Origin of the sequence: Amycolatopsis sp. NPDC005961 (assembly GCF_040629235.1) — a bacterium.
Lineage (GTDB): Bacteria > Actinomycetota > Actinomycetes > Mycobacteriales > Pseudonocardiaceae > Amycolatopsis > Amycolatopsis camponoti.
Genome location: NZ_JBEXVF010000009.1, coordinates 23,562 through 48,777 on the forward strand (window position 1 = coordinate 23,562; position 25,216 = coordinate 48,777).

Genomic DNA, 25,216 nt, shown 5'->3' on the forward strand with positions numbered 1-25,216 from the left:
CGGGGCCGGACACGATTTAGCCCGGTGCTACATACTCGGGACGATGGGCCTGACGATCGAACTCGACGTCGCGCAGCTCGCCGCGACCCGCTTCGCGATCTCGCCGCTGTCGGAGACGGTCGCGTGCCTGCAGCAGCTGGGCGGCCGCGAGCGGCAGGCGAGCGCGCTGCCGTGGCTGCGCTGGGCCGAGGACGAGCTCACCCGCGCGCCGCTGGACCTCCCGTGGACCTGGCCGCTGATCGTCAGCGACCGGCCCAACTGGCCGGAGTTCCTGGTGCCCGCCCCGCGCGGCTCCGGTCCGTCCATCGAGGACGATCTGGCCGCGCTGCGGCGGACGACCGCGCGTCAGGTCCGGCACAGCCTCGGGCGCGTGTTCGGGTCGGACCTCCGCGGCACCGTCGCCGAGCTGGCCGAGCGCCCGGCGGCCGGGCTGACGGCGATCGCCGCGGAACTGCGGGAGGCGCACGACCGGCTGCTCGCCCCGCACTGGCCGAGGATCCGGGCCGTCCTCGACGCCGACGTCGCCCACCGCGCGCGGATGCTGGCCGCGGGCGGCGCCGAACGGCTGTTCGCCGGCCTGCACCCGGATTTGCGCTGGGACAACGGGAAGCTGCTGCTCGACGGCGACCGCCGGGTGAACCGGGGTCCCGGCGGCCTCGTCCTGATCCCGGTCGTGCTCGGCTGCCCGCACGTCCTGGTCAAGCGGAGCACGTCCACGCAGACGACGGTCCGCTACCCGGCCCGCGGCCGCGGCGCCCTGTGGACGGCCGGCACCCGCGCGCCCTCAGGCGGCACGGTCCGGCTGCTCGGCCGCGCGCGGGCCGGGCTCCTCGAAGCGCTGCGCTCCCCCGCCACCACGACCGACCTGGCCCGCGCCCTCGGCGTGACACCCAGCGCGGTGTCGCAGCACCTGGCGGTCCTGCGGGAGAACGGGCTGGTCGAGCGGGAACGCTCCGGGCGCCAGGTGCTCTACCTGATCACCGCGCTCGGAGCGTCCCTGCTCGCCCGCTAGCCCAGCGAGGACAGCGGGACCGCGAACACCGACCGGCCGCACGTCTGGCTCTGCGCCTGGCAGTCGGCCGTCGACCACTCCGACTGGGACCAGACCAGGCCGGTCGACCAGTCGTAGGTCAGCGCCTCCGGGTGGACCGCCCAGCAGGCGGACGTCGAACCGCAGGTCGCCGCCGTGCTCGCCGCGGTCGTCTGGGCCCAGAGCTGGCCGTTGATCGTCGCCGAGCTGTGGGCGACGTACCACTTGCCGTCGTGGGACAGGACGCCCTGCATGTTGCCGACCGAGCTGCGGAACGCCTCCGCCGCGGTCCCGGTGAGCAGGTAGTCCGTGCCCATCGGGAAGCGGTAGAGGCGGCCGTGGAGGCTCTGGTCGGAGAAGTACTCGGTCGTCACGATGCTGGCCGGGCTCGTGCTGCGGTCCAGGGAGATCGACGAGAAGCACGGCACGCCCGTGTCGGAGGCCATGCTGCAGGTCCCGCCCGCGTAGGTGTAGTAGCCGACCTGCATCATCGCGTACTTGTAGGTGTACGCGGCATATCCGGCCGAGGTCTTGCCGATCGCGTCCGACGTCGTGTCGGTCAGCTGCAGGATGTGCTTGGTGCTGAACACCCGGATCGCGGTCGAGGTGTTCCCGACGGCGGTGACGTAGATCTTGTCGCCGAGCCAGGCCATGCCGCCCATGTGGGCCTTCGCCGCGGAGAAGCTGCTGCCGGTGCTGTTCGGCACGGCGAGGTACATCATCCGGTGGGCGGCCGCGGCGGGGTCGTTGTAGTTGACCGCCTGGATCCGGGCGTCGTTGTACCGGCCGAGCGCGTCGGTGCCGTGCCAGCCGGACAGGATGACCTTGTCCGCGCCCCACATGCCGTCGTCGTCGGCGTCCCCGGAGGTCGTGATGCCCTGCGGGACCCAGGTCGTGCTGCCCGCGCGTTCGGAGTCCCAGCACAACGACTTCGCGGCGGCCGGCGCCTTGGGCAGCGCGGCTTTTTCGGCGCTCGTGCAGCCGGTCATGGCGTAGCTGGTGTCGTTGACGACGGTGTTGAGGCTGACGTTCGGCAGGGCGTTGTCGAGCGCGGTCAGCGCGGCGGCCGGCGTCGCGTGCCAGACCAGGTTCTGCTTGGTCGTGGTCGTCAGCGGATCGCTGTAGGCGGCACCGGCCGTCCCGGGCCATGCCAGTGCGCCGGCCACCACGGCCAGCGCGAGGAGGAGCACTTTCGGAGTTCGCATGGGTGGCATTGCGCCAGAGGCGGATCCAAATTTCGTACAACGCTCGTACTAGCCGGCCACCGGTGGGCCGGCTCGGACCCCTCCCGCATCCTGGTACGGCTGGCCGCCGTGCCCGGGATGCCCCGATAGTGGTCGCGTGCTCACTTCCCGTGCCCCGCTCACCCTGCCCCGGGCCGAACGGACCGGGGCGCGAGTGTCCTATCGGGACGCACTCGTCGCGACGCTCGCCGGCTACCGGCCGCTGCTGCTGGACCTCGTCGTGCCGGCCGGTCCGGCGCCGCGCGGCGGCCATCCGGTGGTGGTCTACCTCTACGGCGGCGCGCCGGCCGGCGGGTCGCACAAGCACAGCCTGCTCGGCGACCGCGTGACGGATCGGCTGGTGGCGGCCGGGTTCGCCGTCGCGCGGGCCCAGTACCGGCACGGGCGCGAAGCCGCTTTCCCCGCGCAGGTCCACGACGTGAAGGCCGCCGTGCGCTGGGTGCGTCACCACGCCGGCGAGCTGGACCTCGACGCCGGCCGCGTCGCGGCGTGGGGCCACTCGGCCGGCGGCTACCTGGCCGCGATGCTCGCCGTCACGGCGGACGACGCCGGCTTCGAAGGCGACCTCGGGATCACGGGCCCGCCGAGTCACGTCGGCGCCGCGATCGCCTGGAGCCCGCCGACGGACTTCACGCGCATCCCGCCGCCGCCGGCGGATTCCCCGTTGCACAGCAGCGGTCACGACCCGCACGACTGGCTCCCCGGGCCGACCGCGAGCCCGCTGCTCCACGCGTCGGCGACCGCGGCCCCGCTCCTGCTGGCCCACGGCACCGACGACGCCGGGATCCCCATCGCCCACAGCGAAGCACTGGTCTCGGCCTACTGGCGAGCCGGCGCCGACGCCGACCTGATCCGCCTCGACGGCGCGGGCCACTTCTACGGCGAACGCCGGCTCCAGCACGTCACCGACGCCGGGATCGCCTTCCTCCGCAACCACCTCACGGCGGAAGCCTGAGCGGCACCGCGGCCGGGGGCGGCGTGCCGGACGGCCACGCCTCAGTCCGGCTCAGCCGAGCTCAGCCGACGATGTCGATCTCGAACGGCTCCGAGGCGCTGTACTCGAGGTCGGCCCACACCGCGCCCGGCAGCGAGAACCGGCGGTGGGACGTCAGGCGGTCGTCGTAGTTCGGGTCGGTCTTGGGGTTGTGCCCGACGCCCGTCTTGTCCGAGCCCCACGCGAAGATGTTGCCGACCCACATCGGCTTCGACACGCCCTGGCCGTTGATCCGCGGGCGGACGACGAGCGCGGCGCCGGCGCTGCCGGACAGGTTGAGCCGGACCGTGTTCTGCCCGGCGTTGGGCGGGGTGACGGTGATGCGTTCCATGAGCTCCACTTCCGGTTCAGCGGTCAGGGATCCGCCCGGCGAATCCACGCCGGGCCAGAAGTCGGCCACGACGGAGATGTCGATGCCGGGCGCGACGTCCAGCAGGTACTGCGCGGCGATCGCGCCTTCGGGGATTTCGGGTTTGCCGGTGGCCGTGGCGATCCAGTACAGCGGTGGCTCGACGCGCTGGGCCTTGAACGCGGCCTTCACCTTCGGCCAGGTCGACCGGTTGCAGTAGATGACGGGGTAGGCGAACCCCGACGCACGCCGCCGCCGGGCCCAGCCCGGCGCCTCCTCCGGCGCGGCGTCACCCGGCTCGACGTCCAGCACGTGCCCGTCATCGGTCGACGCCTTCTTGACGATCCGCACCTTGAGGGCGTCCGGGAAGAGCGCCCAGTCGGCGGCGGTCCACGGCGCCAGCCTGATCCGGTCGACGTACCCGGCCACCAGCGCGGGCCGACGGTCCTTCTTGAGGATGTTCCGCGCGGTGACGGCGTCATACATGGTGCGCATCTGCTTGCCTCGAAATCGTGGGGCGGCGGATATCGACGTATTCACGATCGCGGAAAGAGGATAGCGCCACAACGGCGGAAAGGGCGCCTTTTCGGGCGGAATCGGCCCACCGAAAAGGCTCCACGGCCGGAGGCGGGCCCGGAAAGAACCGGACCCGCCCGCCGGCCGGGTCATTCTTCGCGCAGATTCTCCAGGTTCGTCGTCCGCCACAACGCGGGCAGTGTCAAAGCGGTGACGAACAGTACCGCCGCGATCGCGGTCGCCGTCAGGAGCGCGATCGACGGCACGTCCGCCGCCATCGGCCGGTGCACCACGAACGTGAGCACCAGCCAGTCGAGCGCGAGCCCGGCCGGCACGGCGACGACCACCGCCACCGCGACCGGGATCGCCAGCTGCCACACCAGCGACCGGGCGAGCACGCCGCGCCCGGCGCCGTTCGCCGCCAGCGCGGCGAGGCTGCGCCGCCGTTCCCGCAGCTGCTCCCACGCGGCGACCAGCAGGCTGCCCGCGACGAACAGCAGCACCAGCACCGAACCGACCGACAGGACCCGGGTGATCAGCGCGGAGGTGCCGTCCCGCCCGGTGCCGAGCGAGTCCACCGATCCGTTCCACCCCACCACGTTCCGGACGCGCTCCACCAGGTCCGGGTCGGCGGTGGGCAGGGTCGCGTTCACCGTCAGCCCGACCCCGGACACCGTCGCCAGCGCGCCCGGGGTGACGAGCAGCTCCAGCCCGCCGTCCCCGTACACCGGCACGCGGTGCACCTCCGGCAGTGTCCACTGGGGACGGTCGATCGCGCGGGCGCGGCGGACCTCGGAGAACCACACGTGATCCCCCTGCTCGGGCACCCGGTCGGCGAGGGTCGCCGCGGCGTAGACCTCGCCGTCGCGGCAGTCCGCGAGCCGCGCGCGGGCCCGCAGCGCCGGGCAGCTCTCGACGACGGCGGGAACGCGGTCCCCCGCCGCGGTGTCGAGCAGGGCGCCGGTCCGCACCGGGACGCCGCTCAGCCCGGGCAGCGCGTGGAAGGCGGCGGCGAACGCGTCGCCGTCGGCGACGCTCGTGGCGTAGTAGGTCGCGAGCACCCGGATTTGCCGCGGCACGGGACGTTCGCTCTCAGCGCGGTCGTAGACCCCTTGCAGCGCAATGGATCCGGCCAGCACCACGGCGACGCCGCTGACCAGGTGCGCCGCCGTCGCGCTGTCCAGCTGCAGGCGGCGGACGGCCAGCAGCCAGGCCGGCGAACCGCCGCCGAGCAGGCCCGCGACCCGCTCGACCACCCACGGCAGCACGAGGGGCACGGCCGTGAGGACGAGCACGACGCCGACGATCACGGCGGGGTTGCCGGCACCGGCGCCGTCGCCGCCCAGGCCGGTCAGCAGCAACGCGCCGCCCGTGACGGCGGGGAACAGGCGCCACGCCAGCTTCCGCCGGCTCCGCGTCCCCCGCCGCTCGACGCCCAGCGGCTCGATGACGACCGGCCGCAGCGCGACCACGGCGGCCGCGCACGCCAGCAGTGGCAGTGCCAGCAGGGCCGGGACGCCGAGCCGCCAGTCGGGGACGACGTCGGTGCCGAAGAGACCGCCGCGGAAGGCGTCCACGGTGATCGCCGGGACGAGGACGCGGATGAGCTGGAACAACGCCAGGCCGGCGAGCAGGCCGGCGAACGACCCGAGCAGCGCCTCGCCGGCCGCGATCCGGTGCACCTGGCCGCGGTCCGCGCCGACCAGGCGCAGCGCGGCGAGCCGGCGGTCCCGGGCCGCCGCCGCGAGCCGGGTGCTGGTGACGACGAAGACGAACACCGGCACCAGGCAGGTCGTCGCACCCACCACGACCAGCAGCAGCTCGAGCGAGGACAGGGGACGTCGGGAGGTCTCGTACCCGAACCGGCCGACCAGGACGGTGTCCGGCTGCTGCGCGACGGTGTCGGAGCCGATGTAGAAGAACAGTTCGTTCGGGCCGGTGAGCCCGGCGTCGCCGATGGTGCCGATCACCCGCTGCGAAAGCCGCGAGCGCAACAGCTCGCCGTCCGGCGACCGCAGCAGCTCCGCCAGTGCCGGGGACAGCACGGCCTCCCCCGGCCCCGGCAACCGCGCGACGCCCGGCGCGGCGGGCGGGTGCGGGCCGGTGAGCTGCACCAGGACGCCCTGCAGGCCGCGGCCCCGGAACTCGTCGTTCCGGGTGACGGCGTGGACCGGGTCGACGCCTTCGGCGGCCGTCCCCGGGGCGAGGACGCGCGCGCTCGCCCGGTCGTCGCGGGCACCGAGCAGGTGCGGCACCGACGTCGCGGTGAGCAGGACGGCGACGCCGAGCCCGACGCCGACCGCCGTCAGCGTGAGCCGCACCAGGGCGGTTCGCGCCCCGCCGCCGCCCAGCGCGAGGCGCATCCCGAGGGCGAGGTCGGCCACCCAGCGGCGGATCACCCGATCACCTCGAGCTCCCGCGTCCGGCCGTCGCGGACGACGACCTCGCGGTCGGAGTAGGCCGCGACGCGGGGTTCGTGCGTCACCAGGACCACCGCCGCGTCCCGGTCGCGCGCCGCCGTGGTCAGCAGCTGCATGACCTGCTCGCCGTTGAGCGAGTCGAGGGCGCCCGTCGGCTCGTCGGCGAAGACGACGCGCGGCCCGGTCACGAGCGCGCGGGCCATCGCCACGCGCTGCCCCTGGCCACCCGACACCTCGCCCGGCCGCTTGCCGGCCACGTCGGCCAGGCCGAGCTCGCCCAGCATGTCCCGCGCCCGCCGGGCCGCGACCCGGCCGCGCTCGCCGTTGAGCCGCAGCGGCAGGGCCACGTTCTCCAGGCAGGTCAGCTCCGGAACGAGCCTGCCGAACTGGAAGACGAACCCGAAGTCGGTGCGGCGCAACGCCGAGCGCGCGCGGTCGGACAGCAGCGCGAGGTCGGCGCCCTGGTAGCGGACCGCGCCGGCATCCGGCCGGACGATCCCGGCCAGGCAGTGCAGCAGCGTCGACTTGCCCGCCCCCGACGGGCCCATCAGCGCCACGACCTCCCCCGCGCGCACCCGCAGGCTCGCCGACGTCAGCGCGTCCGTGGCGCCGTAGGCCTTCCGCACTTCGGCGGCCTCCAGCAGGACGTCCCCCGGGATGGTCACGCGATCTCCTTCGCCAGCTGGTCGAGCCGGGCCGCGGTCAGCTCCAGCCAGCGGAGGTCGGCCTCCAGGTGGAACAGCGCGTGATCGCAGACCAGCTGGTCGACGAGGTCGCCCCGGGTCTTGCGGCGGGTCAGCTCGCGCATGGCGTCGAGGTGGGCCGAGCGCTGGACGTCGAGGACGTCGGCGGCGGGACGGCCGGAGAGCAGGGCGAGCACGACCTTGGTGTAGAGCGTGTTCTGCAGATAGGCCTCCGGCTTCTCCGGGGTCGCTAGCCAGCTGCCGACGTCGGCGACCCCCGCGTCGGTGATCGCGTAGCGCTTGCGCTCGGGACCGCCGCCGGCCTCGATGCCGTCGGCCTCGACGAGTCCCTGCTTGAGCAGCCGGGCCAGGGTCGAATAGACCTGGCCGTAGTGGACGCGGCGGTCGTGCCCGAACCGGTCGTCGTAAGCGCGTTTCAGGTCGTAGCCGTGCCGGGGGCCGTTCTCCAGCAGCCCGAGCAGGGTGTGTCCGAATGACATGCGGGCGACTGTACACAGAGTGTATAGCCGAGGTTTATACACCCCGTGCATAGTGATCACCCGAGGATGGGCCAGCCGTGTGCATTTCCGGTCCGAGGTGTAACAACGATCGGACTTCCGGCGCCATAGGGGACGGTCCCGGTCCCCCGCGCACCTGGAGTTCGAGTGATGCTCTTCCGTCGTCCCCTGTTCCCCCGAAGATCACGACGCGCCCTGGCCACCGCGGTGGTCGTGCCGCTCGCCGGCGCACTCGCCGTCGCCGTCGCCACTCCTGCCGGGGCTGTGCCCACCGGGTTCACCGACACCGTCGCGATCGGCGGCCTGACCTCGCCGACCGCCGCGGCGTTCGCCCCCGACGGGCGGGTCTTCGTCGCCGAGAAGAGCGGCCTGGTCAAGGTCTTCGACTCCCTCGCCGACCCGACCGCGACCGTGTTCGCCGACCTGCGGACCCCGACCCAGGACTTCTGGGACCGCGGCCTGCTCGGCCTGGCCGTCGACCCCGCGTTCCCCGCCCGGCCGTTCGTCTACGTCTCCTACACCTTCGACGCCCTGCCGGGCGGGACCGCGCCGCAGTGGGGCGACGCCTGCCCGACCCCGCCGGGCGCGACCGACCAGGGCTGCGTCGTCACCGGCCGGATCTCCCGGCTCACCATGGGCCCGGACGGCACCGCCGTCAGCGAGAAGCCCCTCGTGACCGGCTGGTGCCAGCAGTTCCCCAGCCACTCGGTGGGCGCGCTGGCCTTCGGCCCGGACGGCGCCCTGTACGCGGGCGGCGGGGACGGCGCCAGCTTCAACTTCGCCGACTACGGCCAGGTCGGCAACCCCTGCGCCGACCCGCCGTCCCCCGCCGGCACGAACCTCGCCCCGCCGAACGCCGAAGGCGGCGCGCTGCGGTCCCAGTCGCCGCGCCGCGCGGCCGGGCAGCCGGTGCTGCTCAACGGCACGCTCCTGCGCCTCGACCCCGACACCGGGGACGGGCTGCCCGGCAACCCGTTCGCCGGCAGCTCCGACGCCAACGCCCGGCGCGTGATCGCCTACGGCGCGCGCAACCAGTTCCGGTTCGGGTTCCGGCCCGGCACGAGCGAGCTGTGGGCCGGGGACGTCGGCTGGAACACCTGGGAGGAGATCAACCGCGTCGCGAACGCCGGGGACGCGGTGGCGGAGAACTTCGGCTGGCCCTGCTTCGAAGGCACCGCGCGGCAAGCGGGCTACGACGGCGCGAACCTCGACCGCTGCGAATCCCTGTACACCGCGGGCGGGCAGGCGGCGCCGTTCTACGCCTACAACCACAACGCCAAGGTCGTGGCGGGCGATCCCTGTCCCACCGGCGGCTCGTCGATCAGCGGGATCGCCTTCGAATCGGGCAGCAACTACCCCGCCGCGTACGCCGGCGCGCTGTTCTTCGCCGACTCGTCACGCGGCTGCATCTGGGCGATGCAGACGGCGAACGGCCAGCCCAGCCCGAGCCGCCTGGTCCCGTTCGTGACCGGCGCGAACACGCCCGTGCAGGTGCTGACCGGCCCCGGCGGCGACGTCTTCTACGTCGCGCTCGGCAGCGGTGAGCTCCGGCGTGTGAGCTACCCCGGCGGTACCAACCGCCCGCCGGTCGCGTCGGCCACCGCGACGCCGTCGAGCGGCCCCGCCCCGCTGACCGTCCGGTTCGACGGCACCGGGTCCACCGACCCGGACGCCGGTGACACCCTGACCTACGCCTGGGACCTCGACGCCGACGGCGCGTACGACGACTCGGCGGCGCCGGACCCGACCTGGACCTACACCACGGCCGCGGCGGTCGACGCCGGACTGCGGGTGACCGACTCCCACGGCGCGACGGCGACCACGACGGTCCGGGTGACGGCCGGGACGCCCGCCGGGCTCGACCCGGTGCCGGTGGTCGACGCGCCCGCCGCGTCGCTGACGTGGTCGGTGGGCCAGACCGTGTCGTTCTCCGGCCGGGCGATCGACGCCCAGGACGGCGAACTGCCGCCGTCGGCGCTGTCCTGGCGGCTCGCGATCCGGCACTGCGCGGCCAACGGCACCTGCCACACGCACACCGTCCAGGACTTCCCGGGCGTCGCCGCGGGCACGTTCGTCGCGCCGGACCACGAGTACCCGTCGTACCTGCAGCTCACCTTGACGGCGACGGACTCGACCGGCCGGACCGGCGCCAAGACCGTCGACCTGCAGCCGAAGACGGTGGCGCTGACCTTCACGTCGAGCCCGGACCAGGCGCTGCTCACGGTCGGCGGGACGCAGCAGCGCACGCCGTTCTCGCGGACGGTGATCGCCGGCTCGACCAACTCGATCAGCGCGGACAGCCCGCAGAACCTGCCGCCGCTCAACCTGAAGTACGCCTTCTCGAGCTGGGCGCACGGCGGAGCCCGGACGCAGAACATCGTCGCCCCGGCGACATCCGCGACCTACCAGGCGAAGTACCGGCTCTGCTGGCTGCTGCAGCCCTGCTGACCGGGTGGCCCGGCCCCCGACCGCGGGGCCGGGTCAGCTCGTGGGCACGTTCGTCTTCTCCGCCTTCTTCGACTCTTTCGCCGCCTGCTTCGACTCCTTGGCGGCTTGCTTCGACTCCTTCGCGGCCTGCTTGGACTCCTTGGCCGCTTGCTTGTCCGTGGTGACCTGCCCGTCGGCTCCGGTCGTCACGACCTGTTCCTCGGCCGCCGGCTCCGCCGCGGACGACTCCGGTGCGGGCGGTGCCGACGTGAGCTGCGCTTCGGAGGTCGGCCGCTGGTCGCCGCCGCCCGGGACACCCGCCGCGCGCGGCGTTCCCACCGGCTGCGTGGTCGCTCCGTCCGCGCCGGTCGCCGGGGGCGGCGGTGCCACGTCGGAGCTGCTCGCGCCGATGGTCACCGTCGTGACCAGTGCCGCGCTCGCGACGGCCACCTTCGCCGCCGTGGCCCACGAAAGCACCGAGGCCCCGGTGCTCGCGGCGGCCCCGGACGAGGCGAGGGAGCCGGTGGTGGTCAGCCAGTGCGTCACGACCGGGATGCCCAGGATCAGCGGGGCGACGGTGGCGGGCAGTTCTTCGTTGAGCTCACGGAGGCCGGTGGCCAGCTTCCGGCAGTCCGGGCAGCGGTCCAGGTGGGTCGTGATCCGGTGCGCCTTGTGGTCCCCGACGCCGTCGCGGACCCAGCGGGAGAGCTGGCCCGAGACGATCCGGCAGTTGCGCCGCCGGGCTTCCGGGATGTGCTGGTCCAGGTACGCCTGCCGCAGCCCTTCCCGGGCGCGGTAGGCCAGCGCGGCGACGCCGTTCGGCGTCATCCCGAAGTCCTCGGCGATCTTGGCGGGCGAGTCGCCCTCGATCTCGGTCCGCCACAGCACCGCCCGCCACCGCTCGGGCAGGCTCGCGAACGCGCCCGCGGCGACGGTGCCGTGCAGCCGGCTGTCCACCGGCTCGTCGCTGCCCTCGCTCGGCAGGACGTCCGGCACCTCGGCCACCAGCGAGACGGCCGAGTCGCGCCGGCGCCAGCTGATCAGCGTGTTCCGGATCGTCGTCAGGAGGTACGGGCGGAATTCTTCGTCCGGGCCCTCGCCCGCACGCAGAATCCGCAGTACGCGGGTGAATCCTTCGGCGATGAGGTCGTCGCGTTCCGCCTCGCCCGACGCGATCGTGGCCGCCACCCGGCGGGCCGCGACCAGGTGCCGGTCGTAGAGCCGGCCGTACGCGGCGATGTCGCCACCGCGGACCGCCTGGATCAGAACCGCGTCGCTCGGGACGTCCTCCGCCTCCGCCACCGCCGGTGCCACCTCGGTCACCCGCACCTCCCCCTTTGCTCGTGCGCTTGCACGTGCATAACGTCACGCGATAGTCGTCCACCCGGAGGCCCGGCGCAAGGTCTCGGCGCGGAAAGCCCTTTTTCTTCTGCGGTGAGCATCCCGGACCCGCGTCTGTCAGGTAAGTGAGCACTCCGGCCCGGTTTCGTCCCGGTGCCACGACGGGTCGTTGCCGCGGCGTTACCGGACCGGAAGGACGAAGGGCGGTGGCCAGCGTATCAGTGTCCGATGTGGACGGTCCGGCCATCTCCCCGTCGCACCAGCACTTCCCGCGACCACCTATGCGAACGCTGTTCAACCGGATCGCCGGATCTGCGACGGGCTCGGTCCGGCAGGACACCGCGCTCAGGCCATCCCATCTCGTGAAACCTGTTCCACCGAAGCAGGAGCCGGACACCCCTTGCCTCGTGCGGGTATAGTGCCGAAAACAGTAACGTGTTCTAGTATTGTGCCGTGGAAGGGACCGGGATGGACGAGCAGGCGATGCGGTATCCGAACCACCTCGGGCATCTGGTCGTCTCCGCCCTGAAGCGCCACCGGGACGCGCCGGTGATGGTGCTGGGCGAGACCACGATGACCGGGGGCGGGACCGCCGAGCAGGTCAGCCAGTACGCCCAGGCGTTCGAGGAGCTCGGGGCCGGCACCGGGGCGGCGGTGGCGCTGCTGTCGCTGAACCGCCCCGAGGTCCTGCTGATCATCGCGGCCGGCCAGATGCAGGGGTCGCGGCGGACGGCGCTGCACCCGCTCGGCTCGCTCGACGACCACGCCTACATCCTCGGCGACGCCGGGATCACCACGCTGATCATCGACCCGGCGCCGATGTTCGTCGAGCGCGCGCTCGGCCTGCTGGACAAGGTGCCGGGGCTGACCCAGGTGCTCACCATCGGGCCGGTGCCCGAGCAGCTCGCCCACGTCGGCACGGACCTGACCGCGACCGCCGCGAAGTTCGACCCGCGCCCGCTCGCCCCCGCCGACCTGCCGCCGGACCAGGTCGTCTCGATCACCTACACCGGCGGGACGACCGGCAAGCCCAAGGGCGTCATGGGCACCGCGCAGGCGATGGCGACGATGACGCAGATCCAGCTCGCCGAGTGGGAATGGCCCGAAGCGCCGAAGTTCCTCATCTGCACACCGCTTTCCCACGCCGGCGCGGCGTTCTTCGCGCCGACGCTGCTGAAGGGCGGGTCACTGGTCGTCGTGCCGAAGTTCGACCCGGCCGGCGTCCTGCGGATCATCGAGGAGGAGCGGATCACGGCGACCATGCTGGTGCCGACCATGCTCTACGCCCTGATGGACCACCCCGACTCGCGCACGCGCGACCTGTCGTCGCTGCAGACGGTGTACTACGGGGCGGCGTCGATCAACCCGGTGCGGCTGCGCGAGGCGATCGACCGGTTCGGGCCGATCTTCGCGCAGTACTACGGCCAGTCCGAGGCCCCGATGGCGATCAGCTACCTGGCGAAGGGCGACCACGACGACGCACGGCTGTCCTCGTGCGGACGGCCGTCGGCGTTCCTGCGCACGGCGCTGCTCGACGCCGACGGCAACCCGGTCGCGCCCGGCGAACCCGGCGAGATCTGCGTGGCCGGCCCGCTGCTGGCCGCGGGTTACTGGAACCTCCCGGAGGTGACGGCGGAGACGTTCCGCGACGGCTGGCTTCACACGGGCGACGTCGCCCGCGAGGACGAGGACGGCTTCTGGTTCATCGTCGACCGCGTCAAGGACATGATCGTGACGGGCGGGTTCAACGTGTTTCCCCGCGAGGTGGAGGACGTGGTGGCGGAGCACCCGGCGATCGCCCAGGTGGGCGTGATCGGCACCCCGGACGAGAAGTGGGGCGAAGCGGTGACGGCAGTGGTGGTCCTCCGCCCCGACGCGGCCACCGACGACGCGGCGATCGAGAAGCTGACCGCCGAGATCCAGGCGTCGGTGCGGGAGAAGAAGGGCCCGGTGCACGTGCCGAAGCAGGTGATCGTGGCGGCGTCGCTGCCGATGACGGGACTGGGGAAGCCGGACAAGAAGGCGCTGCGGGCCCAGTACCAGCCCAAGGGAGCGAGCGTGTAGGGCGTTATACGGCGGCGACCGCCTTGAGCTTGCCGGGGTTCATCATCCACAGCACCTGGTCGATGCCCTCGGCCGAGGCGGTCACCGTCAGCACCGTGAATACCTCGCCGTCGCGGGACAGCAGCATCGCGTGCGCGCCGTTCACGAGCGACGGGGTCACCGTCACGCCCTCCCAGAAACGGTCCTTGAACGCGCGGATGTACTTCGCCACCGTCGAAGCGCCGCGCACCGGGATGCGCGACGCGCGGGCCACGCCGCCGCCGTCGGAGTAGCTGATCACGTCGGCCGCGAACAGCTCTTCCAGTGTCGACAAGTCGCCTTCCTGGGCCGCCGTCACGAACGCCGTCAGGAGCCGCCGCTGCTCGGGCAGTGCGGCCGGTGTCCGTCGTTCCGCCGCGAGGTGCTTGCGCGCGCGGCTGACGAGCTGGCGGGCCGCGACCTCCGTCGTCTGCACGATCTCCGCGATCTGGACGTACGGGTAGTCGAATGCCTCGCGCAGCACGTAAGCCGCGCGCTCGGTCGGCGTCAGCTTCTCCAGCAGGAGCAGCACCGCCAGCTCCAGCGCGGCACCCCGCTCGGCCCCCAGCTGGGGATCGGCCGAGGTGTCCACGGGCTCCGGCAGCCACGGGCCGATGTAGGTCTCGTGGCGCGCGTAGGCCGTTTTGGTCGCGTTGATCGCGAGCCGCGTGGTCGTCGTCGCGAGGTAGGCCGCCGGCGTGCGCACCGCGGCCCGGTCACTGGCCTGCCAGCGCAGCCACACCTCCTGGAGCAGGTCCTCCGCGTCGGCGGCGCTGCCCAGCATGCGGTACGCGATCCCGAAGAGCCGCGGCCGCACCTCCGCGAAGACGGCGGTCGCGTCCTCGAGGCCGGTGTCCTCCATGCGCGCGGCTCCCTCCGACAGCGTCAGCCTACCGGTGTCGATCATGCGATCCGGCGGATCACGGCCGCGGCGCGCGGCGGTCCCGGCGCCGCTCCAGCTCTTCCGCGCTCACCGGCTCCAGCATCGGCCGGCCGGGCACGCAGAACATCGTGACCACGAACGCGGACTCCGCGTCGGTCAGGTGGTTGCCGTCCTGGTAGTGGATGACGTCGCCGCCCGGCTCCCAGAACGCTTCGCCCGCCTTGACCACCCGTTCGGGCTCGCCTTCCAGCTCGAAGACGATTTCGCCCTTGAGAACGTAGCCGTAGGCCGGGCCGGAATGGCGGTGCGGCGGCGCGCCCGGGCTCCCGGGTGGCAGCGTGACGAGGATCGTCATCGCTTCGGCGTTTTCGTGGATCTGCGGCGCGCCGGGCACGGTCGCGACGACGTCCAGCTGCGGGGGCGGCCCCGGGATGTGAGTGGTCATGCCAGTGCAGACAAGACAGCCCTCGCCGTTGTGACACGTCACGTTCCGGCGCGCCGTCTTGTCGAACGGACATGGTCGATGCCGCGCTGGCCGAACTGCTGGCCGAACGCCGCCACCTCGAGGAGGTCGCCGCCTGGCTCGCCGGGCCCGGCGACGTCGTCGACGAGGCCTACCGCGCCTGGTACGCGCTCGGCGCCGCCGAGCGGGCGGCCGTCGTGTCGCCGACGGAGTGGCTGACCCGGGCGGTCGGCCGCTGCTGCCTGCACCGGCTCGCCGCTCCCCCTCGCCCCGCGCCGGCCGACGACTTCGCGCGGCGGTTCCGCGCCGCGTGCGCCGGGCAATCGACCCCCGCACTGGGCGCCCTGCTGGCCGACGACGTCACCGCCTGGTTCGACGGCGGCGGCAAGCTGCGCACGGCGGACCGGCCGGTGCGGGGCCGCGCCGAAGTGACGCGGGCCGTCCTCGCCCTGCTGGCCCCGCGCCCCGGCACGCGGGTGGACGAGCACTCGGTCAACGGGGGAACCGGACTCGTGGTGCGAGTGGACGACCTCGTCGCGGCGATCGTCGTCTGGCAAGCACGCGACCGGGTGCTCACCGACCTCTGGCTGGTCCTCAATCCCGCGAAGCTGCGAGGCTGGACCGTTGTCACGAACGCGCACGCCGTCTTGTCCTAGTGGGTTGTGCAGCCGTTCCGGGCCCTCCGGGGCGGCGCCGAGCGGAAGGAACGGACATGAAGGTCGTCGTCATCGGCGGAACCGGCCTGATCGGCACGAACGTGGTCGCGCGGCTGGCCGAGCACGGCCACGAGGCGGTCGCCGCCGCCCCCAGCACGGGCGTGGACACCCTCACCGGCGAAGGGCTGAAGGAGGTGCTGCTGGGCGCCGACGTCCTGATCGACGTCTCGAACTCGCCGTCGTTCGCCGACGACGACGTGATGCACTTCTTCCGCACCTCGACCGGGAACCTCGTCGCGGCGGCGAAGGAAGCGGGCGTCTCGCACTACGTCGCGCTGTCGGTGGTGGGCACCGACCGGCAGCCGGACGTCGGCTACTTCCGCGCCAAGGTCGCGCAGGAGAAGCTGATCACCGAGTCGGGCCTGCCGTTCTCGATCGTGCGGGCGACGCAGTTCTTCGAGTTCGCCGGCGGGATCGCCGACACCTCGACCACCGACGGCGTCGTGCGGCTGCCGGGTGCCGGCGTCCAGCCGATGGCCGCGGCCGAGGTGTCCGCCGCCGTCGCCCGGACCGCGGCCGGGCAGCCGGTCGGCGGCCGCACCGAGATCGCCGGTCCCGAGGTCTTCGGCCTCGACGAGTGGGTGCGCACCGTGCTGACCGCGCGCGAGGACCCGCGCGAGGTCGTCACCGACCCCGAGGCGCCGTACTTCGGCGCGGTGCCGGGACCGGAAGACCTCCTCCCCGGGCCGGGCGCGAAGCTCGCCGAGACGAAGCTCGCCGACTGGCTGGCCCGCGATTCCCGCGCCTGACCGGTCCGGGTTCACCGCCTTCCACACCACCACCGTCACGGTGGAAGGCGGGCGGCTCGCGCACGGCCGGGCGTCCGGCCGGGCGCGGTCCGCCGACGGCACCCTCCAGCTGGACTTCCGGCTCCCCGCCGAACTCGGCGGGGAAGGCGGCGGCACCACCCCGGAGCAGCTGTTCGCGGCCGGGTACGCCGCCTCCTTCCACGCGACGCTGAGCGTGCTCGCGCGGGAGACCGGCGCCGACCCGGCCGCGCTGACCGTCACGGTGACGGTCGCCGTCGGCCGCGACCCGGCCGGCGCCGGTTCCGTGCTGCGCACCGAAATCGCGGTCGCGTGGCCCGGCGCCGGCGACGTCCGGCGGCTGGTCGAACGGGCGAAAACCCTGTGCCCGTACGCGAAGCTGGGCTAGCTGCCGTCGTGGTCCGGGTCGGCGTTGAGCACGATGCAGTCGACGTACCCGTCACGCGCCTTCGTGACCTTCAACAGCATGCTCGGCTGGTAGATGGAGTCGCCGTCGTTGAAGGTGTCCCGGCCGGTGCGCTGCGCGTAGGGCTCGGTCGCCATCACCGCGGAGTTCAGGGTTTCGTCGAACATCAGCTGCGTGGTGAGGGTCTTTTCGTTGCCCACGTGCACCATCACGTGGACGTGGATCGTGCGGCCGCGGTACCAGCCCGGCCAGATCGTGGTGAACTCGACGATCCCGCGCTGGTTGGTGACCTGGGCGCCGCGCAGGTACCGCTTGTCGTCGGTCGGCTCGAGGTCGGCATCCCCACCGGGCGGCGGGCCCCCGGTGGGCGGGGTCCCGGTCGGTGGCGGACCGGTGGGCGGCGTGCCGCCACCGCCGCCGGACGCCGCTTCCGCGCCGGAGTACAGGCCGCCCGCGTCGCAGTGCCAGATCTCGACCACCGCGTGCGGGATCGGCTTGCACGTCTCGCTGTCCTGCACCTGCAGGGCGAGCCGCAGCTTCGCGCCCGGCTTGTCCTCGCGGACGTCGCCGCGGATCTTGTCGGCGTCGAAGTAGTAGGGGCCCTGGGTGGTGGACGCGGTGAGGGTGCAGGTCCGCGCGCCGGCGAACAGGGCAGTGAGGTCACCGCCTGCAGGGCGACGGTCTCGCCGGTGGACGTCGTGACCGGGCTCTTGCCCGCGCACGCCGTGACGAGCGCGCCCAGGCCGACCGAGCTCACCCCGGCGAGCATCCGGCGCCTGCTGACCCGTTGTCCTTCATGGTCGTGGTCCATGGGTGTCCTTTCGCGGTCAGGTTTCGGGAGTAAAGGCCGGTTGACGGTCGCCTGAGCCGGCCTTGAACCAAGGTGGCGGCCGGGCCTGTGGCGGAGCTGTGGTGACGCTGTGGGTCGCCGAGCGGTACAGTTCTATTCAACAAGTTGACTAGGTGAGGTGAGGCATGGCCAGCTTCCGGAAGGCCGTCGAGGCCCGTGACCCCGACGCGATGGCGGCGACGCTGGCGGAGAACGTCGTGTTCCGCAGCCCGGTGGCGTTCAAGCCGTACCCGGGCAAGGCGATCACGGCCGCGATCCTGCGGGGCGTGCTGCGAGTGTTCGAAGACTTCCGTTACGTGCGCGAGCTGAGCGGCGGCGAAGGCCGTGACCACGCGCTCGTCTTCGAGGCCCGGATCGGCGACGCGCGCGTCGAGGGCTGCGACTTCCTGCACTTCGACGACGACGGGCTGATCGACGAGTTCACGGTGATGGTCCGCCCGCTGTCGGCCGCGCAGGCGCTGTCGGAAGCCATGGCGGCCCAGTTCGACCAGATCCAGCGCGAAGCACTCAACTAGTTCACTATGGCTCTGCGTGATGCGCTGATGGCCGCGCTGCTGGAGGGCGAGGCGTCGGGCTACGACCTGGCGAAAGGGTTCGACGCGTCGGTGGCCAACTTCTGGCCGGCGACGCCCCAGCAGCTCTACCGCGAACTGGACCGGATGGAGTCCGAGGGGCTGGTCCACGCCCGGCTGGTCCACCAGGAGAAGCGGCCGGACAAGAGACTGTTTTCGTTGACGGAGGCGGGCACGCGGGCCCTCCACGACTTCACCGCGCGCCCGCCGCGCCCGGGCGTGATCCGCGACGAGCTGCTGATCCAGGTCCAGGCGGTCGACACCGGCGACGAAGCCGCCGTCCGGCAGGCACTGAAGGACCGGATGACCCGGGCGGAGACGAAGATCGACCGGTACGAGCGCCTCCGGGCGAAGCTGCTCGACGGCCGTTTCGAGGACGACTACCTCGCCGACGCCGAGCGGGTGGGCCCGTACCTGACGCTGATGCGCGGGCTGGCGTTCGAGCGGGAGAACCTCCGCTGGTGCGAGCAGTCGCTGAAGATCCTCGAACGCCGGGCGGCGCGCTAGCTCAGCCCGGCGTCGTGGACCACGATCGCCACCTGGGTGCGGTTCGCCGCCTCCAGCTTGGCCATGATGTGTCCGATGTGGACTTTCACGGTCGACTCGCTGACGGTCAGCGCCTTCGCGATCTCGGCGTTGCTCAGCCCGCGTCCGATGTGGACGGCCACGTCGTGCTCGCGCGGCGTCAGCTCCGCCAGCCGCATCCGGGCCCGTGAACTCCCTCCCCCGGAAGCGAAGTCCGTCAGCAGCCGCTTGGTGATCTTCGGGGACAGCATCGCCTCGCCGCGGGCCGCGACCCGGACCGCGTTGACCAGCTCGCGCGGCGGGGTGTCCTTCAGCAGGAAGCCCGCCGCGCCGTGGCGCAGGGCCGCGTACACGTACTCGTCGACGTCGAACGTCGTCAGCACCACCACCGCCGGCGCCGCCGGGTGCGCGGCCAGCCGCCGGACCACCTCGATGCCGTCCACCTTGGGCATCTGGACGTCGGTCAGCACCACGTCCGGCCGGTAGCGGTCGGTCAGCTCGACCACGCGCGCGCCGTTCGTGTCCTCGGCGACCACCTCGACGTCGTCGGCCGACTCGAGGATCATCCGGATACCGCTGCGGACCAGTTCCTCGTCCTCCAGCAGCACGACCTTGACCGTCACGGTCCCTCCCCCACCCGAAACGCCGCCAGCACCCGGAACCGCCCGTCACCCGTCGGGCCGGTGCGCAGGTCACCGCCGGCCAGCTCGACGCGTTCGCGCATGCCCACCAGCCCGTAGCCGGACCCCGGGACGGCGCTGCCGTGCGGCGTCAGCCGGTTCGTCACCTCGACCGCCAGCCGCTCCCCGGTGACGGCGAGCCGGACGTCGACGGCCGCGTGCGGCGCGTGCTTCCCCGCGTTGGTCAGCGACTCCTGCACCACCCGGTAGACGGCCCGGCCGACCTGGTCGGGTACCGCGGGCAGCGGGTCCGGCAGCGTCAGCTCGACCCGCGCGCCGGTCGCCGCGACCTCCGCGACCAGGTCCTCCAGCGACGCGAGCACGCCCGGGCCCGGGTCCGGGGCGTCGTCGCGCAGCACCTGCAGGATGCCGCGCAGCTCGTCGAGCGCCGTCGCGCTGGTGGCCCGGATCGTCTCGGCGGCCTGCTCGGTCTTCTCGTCCGGCGCCCGCAGCGACAGCGCGCCCGCCTGCAGCGCGACGGCGGTCACCCGGTGCGCGACGACGTCGTGCATCTCGCGCGCGATCCGCCGCCGTTCGGCGAAGACGGCCTGGTCGGCCAGCAGCGTCCGGGCCCGCTCGGCCTCCTCGGCGCGATCCCGCAGCACGGCCAGCAACGTCGCGCGCTGGTGCATCCACAGCCCGCCCAGCACCGGGCCGAGCACGAAGAACCCCAGCCCGATCACGACCATCGTGACGTCCCCCGGCTGCCGCAGCAGGCCGAACGCGTTGCCGGTCGCGCCGGCGACGACGACCGCGGCCCCGGTCTGCCAGCTGACGCCGTGCCGGGCCGCGACCGAGTACGTCGCGATGGTCACCGGCAGCAGCGTCACGTCCGCCAGCAAACACAGCGCGGCGACCCCCAGCACGAGGAGCGGCCACCGGCGCCGCGCGAGCAGCGCGAGCCCGGAGACGACCACCGCGGGCACGTAGAGCGCCGGGTGCTGGTCGCGCGGGTCGCCGCCGAGCAGGCTGAACGCGATAGTGGCCGCAGCCACCGCGACGTCGAGCGCCAGCAGGACGACTCGGCCGTCCCACCAGCTCAGCCAGCGCTTCACCGTGCCCAGGTTAGGGCGCGCCGGATCAGCCGTCACGGCGAGCCAGGGTGAACGTCGTCGCGCCCAGGGCGAGGACGACCAGGACGGCGAACACCGCCGTCCCCGGCAGCGCGAACAGCGCCGTGCCGCTGAAGGGCAGCGCGGTCACCGGCACGCAGCCGAGCGCGGCCAGCGCCGTCTCGGCGACGAAGGTCCACGCCGCGAACAGCCCGACGGCGAGCCCGGTGTGCCGCAGCAGCCCGCCGAGCGCGACGCCGGCGAGTCCGGAAAGGACGGTCAGCGGCAGCACCGCGGCCCCCGCCCTGCCTGCCGCCCCCGCGCCGGCAGGCAGGGCACCCCCGCCGGTGAGCACCCCGGCGGCGGTCAGCACCACCATCAGAAGCCCGCCCAGCAGCGCGAGCCCGGCGGTGACCAGGGCGCGCGCGGCGACGATCCGGGCCGGCGAGCGCAGCACCAGCCGGGTGGTCGCGAGGGTGCCGTGCCGGCGGTCGAGCCCGAACGCGGCGATCCCGATCGCCGCGACCAGCAGCGCCCCCAGCCGGGCGGCCGGTCCGAACGCCGAGGTGAACGCGCCGAGGTCGCGTTTCAGGCCCCAATACAGGCCCGACGCGAACTGCGGCACCCCGGCGGCGGCGAGCAGCAGCCACGTCGAGCGCAGCGACCGGGCCCGCACCCACTCGTAGGCCAGAGCGTGCTTCACGGCAGGTCCCCCCGGGGCCGGACGGCGGCCGCGGTCGCGGCGAGGAGGGCGTCTTCCAGCCCAATGCGCCGCACGAACAGCTCCCGCACGCCGATCCCGGCCCGGCCCGCGATCGCCGCCACCCGTTCGGTGTCGGCGGTGTCGACGACCAGTTCGGCGGCTTCCTGCCGCACCTTCAGCCCGGCGCGGGCCAGCGCGACCATCAGCACGCTGCGGTTCTCGGCGCGGACCACCACGTCGGCGCGCGCGTGCCGCCGGACGAACTCGTCCAGGGGTCCGGCCGAGACGAGGCGCCCGGCGCCGATGACGATCAGGTCCTCGGCGAGCAGCGACACCTCGGCCAGCAGGTGCGACGACGCGAGGATCGTGCGGCCTTCCCCCGCCAGCCGCCGCAGGAGGCCGCGGAGCCATCGCACGCCTTCCGGGTCGAGGCCGGTGGCCGGCTCGTCGAGGATCAGGTACTCGGGGTCGCCGAGCAGCGCCGTCGCCAGGCCGAGCCGCTGCTTCATGCCGAGGCTGAACCGGCCGGCGGGCTTGTTCGCGACGGACTCGAGGCCGACGGTCCGCAGCACCTCGCGGACGCGCCGCGCCGGCAGGCCGCCGCCCGCGGCGACCATCCGCAGGTGCGCGGCGGCCGGCCGGGCGGGGTGCACGGCGGCGGCGTCGGTCAGCACCCCGACCGTCCGCAATGGACCCGGGACGTCCGCGTAGGCCCGGCCGCCGAAGGTGGTGTGCCCGCGGCCGTGGGTCAGGCCGAGCATCAGCCGGATCGTCGTCGACTTGCCGGCGCCGTGGGGTCCCAGGAAGCCGGTCACCACGCCGGGCCGCACGGTGAAGGACAGGTCCTCGACGCCGGCCCCGCCGCGGTAGGTCTTCGCCAGCCCTTCCGCGACGATCACCGGCGGGCCGGCTCGGAGGCGTCACGACGGCCGAACACGAACCACAGCAGGCTGCCCAGGAACGGCGCGCAGAAGGCGAAGATCACCCAGACGAGCTTCATGCCGCCGGTGAGCCGCGAGCCGAGGATGCTGATCAGCGCGCCCAGGAACAACCCGAGGAACGCCAGGACGACGGCGCCGGTCAGGCCGAGCGCGAGCCACGACCAGGTCTGTTCGTGGCCTTCGATCAGGGCGGCCGGATGCATGGGTTTTCTCCTCACGTCGGTCTGTCGCATCCACGATCGCCGATCGCCGGTGCCCGCGCATCCGATCTTCGGGGAGTCCGGGATAGGCGGAAAGTACTAGGCCGCCGGGCTCGCTTGTACGGCTCTTGTACGGCGGCCGCCGACGATTCGCCCCACGGAATCGTTCTGGAGGAAAAGTGAGAACCACACTCAAGGCGGCGGTGGCCACGATCGGCCTCGGCGTCGCGCTCACCGGGCTGGCCGCCCCCGCGGCCCAGGCCGCGTCGGCCTACCCCGTCACGACCACAGTGGACGGTCGCACGGTCAAGGACCCGGACGTCGCGGTGGGCAAGCAGCGCATCGCGAACATGTACACCTCGGGCACCTCGGTGACGCTGGCGTGCCAGGACACCGGCCCGGAGTACGGCGGCAGCAGCATCTGGGACCTGACGACCGACGGTCTCTGGATCCCCGACGCCTACGTCAAGACCGGGTCGACGTCGATGGTCGCGCCGCAGTGCACCACGCCGCACGCGTTCCCGGCCAAGGCCGACCTCAACGGCCGGGCGAAGAAGGGTGACGCGGCGGACGCGGCCGGCAGCGTCGCGAACAAGTACCCGACCGGCGCGTCGGTGCCGGTGGTCTGCCAGGCGACCGCGTCCGACGAGATCTGGGACTTCACCAGCGACAACCTGTGGGTGCCGGACGCCCTCATCAAGACCGGGACCGACGGGTTCGTCAGCGGTGTCCCGCACTGCGACACCGACGGCCTCAAGGCGGGCGGCTCGGCGTACCCGGCGGACTCGCGGGCCGACAGCGCGATCGCCTTCGCCAAGGCGCGCCTGGGTCACACGGACTGGAACAACCAGTGCGAGCTGTTCGTCGAACGCTCCTTCGGGACCAGCGGCCGGTTCGCCTCGGCCACGACGCACTACCAGTGGCAGAAGGCCAACGGCCGCATCCACACGGGATCGGTCGCCCCGGCCGGCACGGCCGTGTTCTTCACCAGCACCACCAGCAACGGGCACATCATGCTCGCGCTCGGCGGCGGCGTCGCGATCAGCACGGGCCCGTCGGTGTACCAGACGACGACGTACGCACAGCGCTCCGACTACCTCGGCTGGGCTTACGTCCCGTCGAGCTGGTAGTCCCGCCGGCGTCCTCGAAGTCGATCCGCCACCCGGCGGGCACCAGGGTTCGCTCGAAGCACGCCCGGTGCTCGCCGGGTTCGGGTTCGGACTCCATGGCTGTGATCACACCACGTGACCCCGCCCTCGCAGGTCTCAATGTGAGACGCCGGAAAAGATCTTCCCCTATTCGTCAAGAAGTTGTTGCCCATTAACCCCGCCCGGTTCTACTGTGTCCCGGGCATTGATCGGACTACTGGGGGTCTCATGTCATTGCGCCACCGATTGGGCAAAGCCGTCCTCGCGGCCGGCATCCTCGCGGGCCTGGTCGCCGCACCGCCGGCGGCGCTCGCCGCGGCCGGGCCGACGACCCTGCCCGCCTCGCAGTACACCCTGGCGGCGAACTACAACCAGTTCGACGCCGTCAACTCCGCACTCGTCTCGACGCTGGGCACCGCGGCCGTCCACACGGTCATGGACAACGCGAACCACGACCGGACGGCGCTGCCGTCGTCGTTCTCCGTCGCCGGGCTGTCCACGGGTTTCCGGTTCGACAGCGGGGACAACTCCGACTGCGCGAACTACCCGCAGGGCATCACGACCAGCCGTGACGCGGTCGGCACGGCCAACAGCGGCAACTACGACGGCCACCAGCTCGTCGTGGTCAGCTGGTACACCAAGGACGGCTGCGACGGCGGCCAGACGCGCAGCCGGATCACGCTGGTCGACTGGGACGCCACCTACCCGAACAAGTACCGCAAGGTCCTGCTCGTCGAGCCGACCGGCACGGCGGCGGCACCCGACTTCAAGGACATCCCGGTCCACGCGGGCGGCGTTTCCTGGTACGGCGACTACCTCTACGTCGCCGACACCGGGAAGGGCATGCGCGTCTTCGACATGCGCAAGATCCTCAAGACCGACACCGGCGGCACGGCCGACCAGATCGGGCACGAGACCGGCAGCACGTACTACGCGCACAACTACGGGTACGTCCTGCCCCAGGTGGGCACGATCACGTCGAAGACGACGTCCGGCACGAACCTCGCGTGGTCGTCGATCTCCCTCGACCGGGTGAGCAAGTCGATCGTCATGACGGAGTACACGTGCTCGTCCGGCTGCACGGACTACCCGAACCGCGCACCGCGCGCGATCCGGTACCCGTTCGCCTCGTCCGGCACCTTCGCGGCCACGACCACGGCGAGCCAGGCGCTGCAGCTGCCCTGGTACAAGCTCAACGGCGTCGCGTCGCACAACGGGCGCTGGTGGTTCAACTCGTCCGGCTCGAAGCAGCTGTACTACTGGACGCCGACCGCGGGCCCGTCGACGTTCGCCTGGGTCGGCAGCGGGGAAAGCCTCTCGTACTGGGAGGACGACACCGCCGCGGATCTGCTGTGGTCCCTGCAGGAGGGCGCGGGCAACCGCAACGTCTTCGCGGTCACCCAGGCCACCTACGGCGGCGGCTGAGGTAGCCTGACCACATCGGACACTTCGGACAGCAGCGCGACCCGGGGCGGAAGCACCGCCTCGGGTTGCTGCTCGCCGTCCTGCTGTTCCTGTCCGGGGCACCGGTCGTCCACCCGGTCTCGGCCGCGGCCGACGGTCCCGCGGTGGCCACGACGCAGTCGCAGTCCGTTCTGTCAGGCCGGAACGCCGCGCCCCGCGTGCCCGCTTCGATCCCTTTCGCTGTTGGCCCTTCCTCCGTCGGCTCTCCGCCGCCCGCGCTGTCGGCGCTGCTCGATCAGCCC

At 72.8% G+C, this 25,216-nt stretch carries 25 protein-coding genes; 11 read left to right on the forward strand and 14 right to left on the reverse strand.

Annotation, left to right across the window (positions count from 1 at the left end):
* Positions 1-43 precede the first annotated feature (43 nt).
* Positions 44-1,012, forward strand: coding sequence for a DUF5937 family protein (locus ABZ342_RS10470; RefSeq protein ID WP_360471107.1), 969 nt, complete (start codon positions 44-46; stop codon positions 1,010-1,012).
* Here the strand turns inward: ABZ342_RS10470 and ABZ342_RS10475 are convergent.
* Positions 1,009-2,235 (reverse strand): hypothetical protein, encoded by a 1,227-nt coding sequence (locus ABZ342_RS10475; RefSeq protein WP_360471110.1) that lies wholly within the window; start codon positions 2,233-2,235, stop codon positions 1,009-1,011. The genes ABZ342_RS10470 and ABZ342_RS10475 overlap by 4 nt on opposite strands.
* A gap of 136 nt (positions 2,236-2,371) precedes the next feature.
* Here ABZ342_RS10475 and ABZ342_RS10480 point away from each other — a divergent pair, with 136 nt between their 5' ends.
* A complete protein-coding gene (locus tag ABZ342_RS10480) occupies positions 2,372-3,229 on the forward strand; it encodes an alpha/beta hydrolase fold domain-containing protein (protein WP_360471112.1) in 858 nt (285 codons plus the stop codon).
* A gap of 61 nt (positions 3,230-3,290) precedes the next feature.
* On the opposite strand, the gene ABZ342_RS10485 is transcribed toward ABZ342_RS10480, so the two are convergent.
* From ABZ342_RS10485 to ABZ342_RS10500, 4 genes are all read right to left on the reverse strand, one after another.
* A complete protein-coding gene (locus ABZ342_RS10485) occupies positions 3,291-4,112 on the reverse strand; it encodes a hypothetical protein (protein ID WP_360471115.1) in 822 nt (273 codons plus the stop codon).
* 170 nt (positions 4,113-4,282) lie between these two features.
* Positions 4,283-6,532: an FtsX-like permease family protein gene (locus ABZ342_RS10490; RefSeq protein WP_360471118.1), complete on the reverse strand. Its 2,250-nt coding sequence runs from the start codon at positions 6,530-6,532 to the stop codon at positions 4,283-4,285.
* A complete protein-coding gene (locus tag ABZ342_RS10495) occupies positions 6,529-7,218 on the reverse strand; it encodes an ABC transporter ATP-binding protein (RefSeq protein ID WP_360471121.1) in 690 nt (229 codons plus the stop codon). The genes ABZ342_RS10490 and ABZ342_RS10495 overlap by 4 nt, the downstream gene beginning before the upstream one ends.
* Entirely contained in the window at positions 7,215-7,736 is a 522-nt protein-coding gene (locus tag ABZ342_RS10500) for a PadR family transcriptional regulator (protein WP_155547176.1), read from the reverse strand. The genes ABZ342_RS10495 and ABZ342_RS10500 overlap by 4 nt, the downstream gene beginning before the upstream one ends.
* Positions 7,737-7,904: 168 nt before the next feature.
* On the opposite strand from ABZ342_RS10500, the gene ABZ342_RS10505 reads away from it, so the two are divergent.
* On the forward strand, positions 7,905-10,202 hold the full coding sequence (locus ABZ342_RS10505) for a PQQ-dependent sugar dehydrogenase (protein ID WP_360471124.1): 2,298 nt from the start codon (positions 7,905-7,907) through the stop codon (positions 10,200-10,202).
* A 33-nt stretch (positions 10,203-10,235) separates the two neighbouring features.
* Here the strand turns inward: ABZ342_RS10505 and ABZ342_RS10510 are convergent, their stop codons facing one another.
* Positions 10,236-11,504: a sigma-70 family RNA polymerase sigma factor gene (locus ABZ342_RS10510; protein WP_360471127.1), complete on the reverse strand. Its 1,269-nt coding sequence runs from the start codon at positions 11,502-11,504 to the stop codon at positions 10,236-10,238.
* 471 nt (positions 11,505-11,975) lie between these two features.
* Here ABZ342_RS10510 and fadD8 point away from each other — a divergent pair, with 471 nt between their 5' ends.
* Positions 11,976-13,586 carry a fatty-acid--CoA ligase FadD8 gene (fadD8, locus tag ABZ342_RS10515; RefSeq protein WP_360471129.1) on the forward strand — a complete coding sequence of 537 codons (1,611 nt, stop codon included), beginning with the start codon at positions 11,976-11,978 and terminating at the stop codon, positions 13,584-13,586.
* Positions 13,587-13,590: 4 nt separating this feature from the next.
* Here fadD8 and ABZ342_RS10520 read toward each other — a convergent pair whose 3' ends face one another.
* Together ABZ342_RS10520 and ABZ342_RS10525 are read right to left on the reverse strand one after the other, a co-directional pair.
* Complete coding sequence (locus ABZ342_RS10520; RefSeq protein ID WP_360471132.1) at positions 13,591-14,466, reverse strand: RNA polymerase sigma-70 factor; 876 nt, start codon at positions 14,464-14,466, stop codon at positions 13,591-13,593.
* A 58-nt stretch (positions 14,467-14,524) separates the two neighbouring features.
* Positions 14,525-14,932, reverse strand: coding sequence for a cupin domain-containing protein (locus ABZ342_RS10525; RefSeq protein WP_360471134.1), 408 nt, complete (start codon positions 14,930-14,932; stop codon positions 14,525-14,527).
* Between the two features lie 71 nt (positions 14,933-15,003).
* Here ABZ342_RS10525 and ABZ342_RS10530 point away from each other — a divergent pair, with 71 nt between their 5' ends.
* From ABZ342_RS10530 to ABZ342_RS10540, 3 genes are read left to right on the forward strand one after another with little or no spacing between them, the layout of a single operon-like run.
* A complete protein-coding gene (locus ABZ342_RS10530; RefSeq protein WP_360471137.1) occupies positions 15,004-15,606 on the forward strand; it encodes a hypothetical protein in 603 nt (200 codons plus the stop codon).
* Positions 15,607-15,662: 56 nt separating this feature from the next.
* Positions 15,663-16,415 (forward strand): SDR family oxidoreductase, encoded by a 753-nt coding sequence (locus ABZ342_RS10535; RefSeq protein ID WP_360471140.1) that lies wholly within the window; start codon positions 15,663-15,665, stop codon positions 16,413-16,415.
* A 40-nt stretch (positions 16,416-16,455) separates the two neighbouring features.
* The gene (locus ABZ342_RS10540; RefSeq protein ID WP_360471143.1) at positions 16,456-16,821 is read left to right on the forward strand and encodes an Ohr family peroxiredoxin; all 366 of its coding nucleotides are present in this window, start codon (positions 16,456-16,458) and stop codon (positions 16,819-16,821) included.
* Here ABZ342_RS10540 and ABZ342_RS10545 read toward each other — a convergent pair.
* A complete protein-coding gene (locus tag ABZ342_RS10545; protein ID WP_360471146.1) occupies positions 16,818-17,561 on the reverse strand; it encodes an intradiol ring-cleavage dioxygenase in 744 nt (247 codons plus the stop codon). The genes ABZ342_RS10540 and ABZ342_RS10545 overlap by 4 nt on opposite strands.
* Positions 17,562-17,814: 253 nt before the next feature.
* On the opposite strand from ABZ342_RS10545, the gene ABZ342_RS10550 reads away from it, so the two are divergent.
* Positions 17,815-18,204: a nuclear transport factor 2 family protein gene (locus ABZ342_RS10550; RefSeq protein ID WP_360471149.1), complete on the forward strand. Its 390-nt coding sequence runs from the start codon at positions 17,815-17,817 to the stop codon at positions 18,202-18,204.
* 6 nt (positions 18,205-18,210) lie between these two features.
* On the forward strand, positions 18,211-18,768 hold the full coding sequence (locus ABZ342_RS10555) for a helix-turn-helix transcriptional regulator (protein WP_196425678.1): 558 nt from the start codon (positions 18,211-18,213) through the stop codon (positions 18,766-18,768).
* Here the strand turns inward: ABZ342_RS10555 and ABZ342_RS10560 are convergent.
* Genes ABZ342_RS10560 through ABZ342_RS10580 form a run of 5 tightly spaced genes read right to left on the reverse strand, consistent with a single transcriptional unit; the run spans position 18,765 to position 22,365 of the window.
* Positions 18,765-19,409, reverse strand: a complete 645-nt coding sequence (locus ABZ342_RS10560) for a response regulator transcription factor (RefSeq protein WP_360471153.1) — start codon at positions 19,407-19,409, stop codon at positions 18,765-18,767. The genes ABZ342_RS10555 and ABZ342_RS10560 overlap by 4 nt on opposite strands.
* The gene (locus tag ABZ342_RS10565; protein ID WP_360471155.1) at positions 19,406-20,521 is read right to left on the reverse strand and encodes a histidine kinase; all 1,116 of its coding nucleotides are present in this window, start codon (positions 20,519-20,521) and stop codon (positions 19,406-19,408) included. Before ABZ342_RS10565 ends, ABZ342_RS10560 begins: the two co-directional genes overlap by 4 nt.
* 25 nt (positions 20,522-20,546) lie before the next feature.
* On the reverse strand, positions 20,547-21,221 hold the full coding sequence (locus tag ABZ342_RS10570; RefSeq protein WP_360471158.1) for a hypothetical protein: 675 nt from the start codon (positions 21,219-21,221) through the stop codon (positions 20,547-20,549).
* Complete coding sequence (locus tag ABZ342_RS10575; protein ID WP_360471161.1) at positions 21,218-22,120, reverse strand: ATP-binding cassette domain-containing protein; 903 nt, start codon at positions 22,118-22,120, stop codon at positions 21,218-21,220. The genes ABZ342_RS10570 and ABZ342_RS10575 overlap by 4 nt, the downstream gene beginning before the upstream one ends.
* The gene (locus tag ABZ342_RS10580) at positions 22,117-22,365 is read right to left on the reverse strand and encodes a PLD nuclease N-terminal domain-containing protein (protein WP_360471164.1); all 249 of its coding nucleotides are present in this window, start codon (positions 22,363-22,365) and stop codon (positions 22,117-22,119) included. The genes ABZ342_RS10575 and ABZ342_RS10580 overlap by 4 nt, the downstream gene beginning before the upstream one ends.
* Positions 22,366-22,541: 176 nt before the next feature.
* Here ABZ342_RS10580 and ABZ342_RS10585 point away from each other — a divergent pair, with 176 nt between their 5' ends.
* Positions 22,542-23,492: a hypothetical protein gene (locus ABZ342_RS10585; protein WP_360471166.1), complete on the forward strand. Its 951-nt coding sequence runs from the start codon at positions 22,542-22,544 to the stop codon at positions 23,490-23,492.
* A 246-nt stretch (positions 23,493-23,738) separates the two neighbouring features.
* Positions 23,739-24,935 (forward strand): hypothetical protein, encoded by a 1,197-nt coding sequence (locus ABZ342_RS10590; protein ID WP_360471168.1) that lies wholly within the window; start codon positions 23,739-23,741, stop codon positions 24,933-24,935.
* The last annotated feature ends 281 nt before the right edge of the window (positions 24,936-25,216 follow it).

Coding starts and splice junctions, on each gene's coding strand:
- ABZ342_RS10590 (WP_360471168.1), top strand. CDS start 23,739: ATGTCATTGCGCCACCGATTGGGCAAAGCCGTCCTCGCGGCCGGCATC.
- ABZ342_RS10525 (WP_360471134.1), bottom strand. CDS start 14,932: ATGACCACTCACATCCCGGGGCCGCCCCCGCAGCTGGACGTCGTCGCG.
- ABZ342_RS10530 (WP_360471137.1), top strand. CDS start 15,004: ATGGTCGATGCCGCGCTGGCCGAACTGCTGGCCGAACGCCGCCACCTC.
- ABZ342_RS10505 (WP_360471124.1), top strand. CDS start 7,905: ATGCTCTTCCGTCGTCCCCTGTTCCCCCGAAGATCACGACGCGCCCTG.
- ABZ342_RS10470 (WP_360471107.1), top strand. CDS start 44: ATGGGCCTGACGATCGAACTCGACGTCGCGCAGCTCGCCGCGACCCGC.
- ABZ342_RS10485 (WP_360471115.1), bottom strand. CDS start 4,112: ATGCGCACCATGTATGACGCCGTCACCGCGCGGAACATCCTCAAGAAG.
- ABZ342_RS10535 (WP_360471140.1), top strand. CDS start 15,663: ATGAAGGTCGTCGTCATCGGCGGAACCGGCCTGATCGGCACGAACGTG.
- ABZ342_RS10580 (WP_360471164.1), bottom strand. CDS start 22,365: ATGCATCCGGCCGCCCTGATCGAAGGCCACGAACAGACCTGGTCGTGG.
- ABZ342_RS10500 (WP_155547176.1), bottom strand. CDS start 7,736: ATGTCATTCGGACACACCCTGCTCGGGCTGCTGGAGAACGGCCCCCGG.
- ABZ342_RS10475 (WP_360471110.1), bottom strand. CDS start 2,235: ATGCGAACTCCGAAAGTGCTCCTCCTCGCGCTGGCCGTGGTGGCCGGC.
- ABZ342_RS10550 (WP_360471149.1), top strand. CDS start 17,815: ATGGCCAGCTTCCGGAAGGCCGTCGAGGCCCGTGACCCCGACGCGATG.
- ABZ342_RS10520 (WP_360471132.1), bottom strand. CDS start 14,466: ATGGAGGACACCGGCCTCGAGGACGCGACCGCCGTCTTCGCGGAGGTG.
- ABZ342_RS10555 (WP_196425678.1), top strand. CDS start 18,211: ATGGCTCTGCGTGATGCGCTGATGGCCGCGCTGCTGGAGGGCGAGGCG.